The organism is Desulfobacter curvatus DSM 3379 (assembly GCF_000373985.1).
Classification (GTDB): Bacteria; Desulfobacterota; Desulfobacteria; order Desulfobacterales; family Desulfobacteraceae; genus Desulfobacter; species Desulfobacter curvatus.
Window position 1 is genome coordinate 1 of sequence record NZ_KB892986.1, and the last position, 2,549, is coordinate 2,549.

Annotated in this window: 5 protein-coding genes; 3 read left to right on the forward strand and 2 right to left on the reverse strand. The window is 43.9% G+C overall.

From position 1 onward, the window contains the following. Positions 1-419 (reverse strand): thiolase family protein (locus tag B147_RS27765; RefSeq protein WP_033397082.1); only part of this gene is annotated, 419 nt, incomplete at its 3' end. Between the two features lie 246 nt (positions 420-665). Here B147_RS27765 and B147_RS32795 point away from each other — a divergent pair. Then, complete coding sequence (locus B147_RS32795) at positions 666-992, forward strand: hypothetical protein (RefSeq protein ID WP_245568958.1); 327 nt, start codon at positions 666-668, stop codon at positions 990-992. A gap of 178 nt (positions 993-1,170) precedes the next feature. Here B147_RS32795 and B147_RS0107405 read toward each other — a convergent pair whose 3' ends face one another. After that, positions 1,171-1,407, reverse strand: coding sequence for a hypothetical protein (locus B147_RS0107405; RefSeq protein ID WP_020586582.1), 237 nt, complete (start codon positions 1,405-1,407; stop codon positions 1,171-1,173). 318 nt (positions 1,408-1,725) lie between these two features. Here B147_RS0107405 and B147_RS0107410 point away from each other — a divergent pair, with 318 nt between their 5' ends. Beyond that, positions 1,726-2,064, forward strand: a complete 339-nt coding sequence (locus B147_RS0107410) for a hypothetical protein (RefSeq protein WP_020586583.1) — start codon at positions 1,726-1,728, stop codon at positions 2,062-2,064. A gap of 186 nt (positions 2,065-2,250) precedes the next feature. Further along, positions 2,251-2,549: hypothetical protein (locus B147_RS32390; protein WP_033397081.1), on the forward strand; the 299-nt coding region annotated here is incomplete at its 3' end.

A 2,549-nucleotide genomic window follows, 5' to 3' on the forward strand; every position in this document is an offset into this window, starting at 1 on the left:
TCCACGAAACCGGTGTCCTGGAGACGACATCCCCAGCGGGCGTTGGGTACGGCATAGGGAACTCCGGACATATGCTCGGTGCCGCCTGCCAGAATGACATCGGCCATGCCGGCCTGGATCATGGCCATACCGGAAAGGACCGCTTCCATGCCGGATATGCACACCCGGTTGATTGTGGCGGCAGGGACTGTATCCGGAATGCCTGCCATCAGTGCAACTACCCGGGTGGTGTTCAGGGTGTCATGGTGCTCCACACAGCTGCCGTAGCGCACGTCATCAATGACGGCAGGATCAATATTTGCCCGTTTAATGGCCTCTCTCATGATAATACTGGCAAGATGGGCACCGTTCAGGTCTTTTAATGTACCGCCAAAGGCGCCTATGGCAGTGCGGCAGGCTGATACAATGATGGCACGGATGGCAAGGGCAGTGGCTTCCGGGTTTCCCTCATCATATTACACAAAGGGGGAATAGACGGCAGCAGACATTTTTCAGCGATCAGGACTTCGAAGCCTATCTGACTTTGATGTCGGAATGGTGCCTGAATTTAAAGTCTAAATCTGGGCTTATTGCCTGATCACCAATCACACCCACCTGATTGCCGTTCCGGAAACCAAGGATGGATTAAATATGGCCATCGGGGAAGCCATAGGCGATATACGAGAATGATCAATTTCAGGAAAGGTTGGCGCGGTCATTTATGGCGGGGGTGGTTTGCGTCGTTTATCATGGAAGAACGGCATTTATTGGCGTGTTCCCGGTATATAGAGTACAATCCGGTCCGTGTCGGTGTGCCGATTTTGCAAAACGTCCTGAGGATGAAATGGAGCAGCGTCGGGACTCATATGGATGAAAAGGATGATATTTTTGTTAAAACAAGTCCCTTGCTTGAGCTTGTCAATACCCCCCCTGGAGAGATTTTTTATCTTCTGATATTCATGCATCTGAAATCGAATTGTTCAGAAAGCATGAACGGACCGGCCGACCGTTAGGCAAAACGACCTTTGTAAACAATTGGAGGCTATTTTAGAAAGGAGACTGCGGTCGAAAGAAAAATAGGTAAGCTGTCCCCGGATTTGCAATGAACTTTAGTGGTAGCAGTATTGTAAAGGTACATACCCTTCAGGTCTTCACCAGTACTTCCACGGCGAGTACTGGCGGATATCCCAATCAAGCAGATCCTGATCCCCTGAAATACTTCCGTTCAAAGTAGTTGCCTGTTTTGGGATCAAACACTGCATCTCTCTCATGGATAAGCCTGGAACATCCATCAGACCACGGACCACAGGCCAAGACCACAGTATCTCCCAAATTGAATTTTTGATGGCATGCCTCACATCCTTTTGCGTTGTAGGTGTTGAGGATGTTCAGATCTACGATATATTTTTTGTCTGGGCTGAATTCCATATTTATCTCCTTCGAGCACCGCTGCTTAAGGAAGGCTTGAAAGATCAACAGCTGCTACCCTTGTTGTTTGCATTGTGTTTCCTTTTTATTCCGGGAAACCCTAATTATTAAAATAAGGATTGGGGAAGAACTTTCAATGACCGGAACTAATCGTGGAATGTAGGGGGGGGACTTTAGCGTTGGTACTGGTACGGATTTCAAGCTCTGATTCACCAAACACTATTTTTTTCTTGCATGATTTGGCCGGGTAAGGATATTGTCCAATCTGGTTGAATTTTTGCCCTAAGCCGTTTCACCTAATATAAAGGCACACTGTAAATGAGCAAAACAATAAAAAAAGAAGATATTGAAAAGCTATTTGAAAAGTTCTCATATCCTATGACAAGATCAGCTATCACATCAGATCAAAAGAAAGCATCTTTGGGATTGTCAAAGATATTATGGCTTGCGTTTGTATCGAATAATGATTCTGAAGAAAATATCTACAATACGTTAGATCCAATTGTGAAAAATCATGAAAATAATATATCTTTCAGCTCATTGTACTTTTATAAAATGAAAAAAGCCTTAACTAAAAAAGAAACTCGTATAGCCCAAAAATACTATTCAAATAAAGAAAATTTTAATGAATTAGAGAATTGGTTCGATCAATTTTAGAAAATTAGCCAATCGGGATAGGACTTCCCATCACTGAAGAACCTTCCCACGCCACCCGGCAGCCGAATCATGGGAAAAATTATGGTGTAGGTTTATGAGGACGAGATGGGATATGCTCAGGTGCTTGAAGGTAGATTGATTTTGAGTTTCAGTTAACACTCATATCGCTAAGGATTTGGATACCTTATGATTACACAACAAAAATTAATAATCAGCAACTTAACGCGTGAAGATGGATTGGTTAATTCTCGACTTTCATGGCTTATGACCGCGCAGGGATTTCTGTTTGCTTCATGGGGACTTGTTATCGGTTCAACCTTTGGTAGGAAGATTGCAGCATCGATCGTTTTTGCGTGCCTCGGAATTTTTCTGTGCTTGGCTGCAATAATAGTAATTCATATTAGTCATAAGTTTATTGAGGATCTTAAGACAAAATGGGAAGCATTGGAGGGCAAAAGCGAGGTTAGTCCTTTCGGGATCGATGT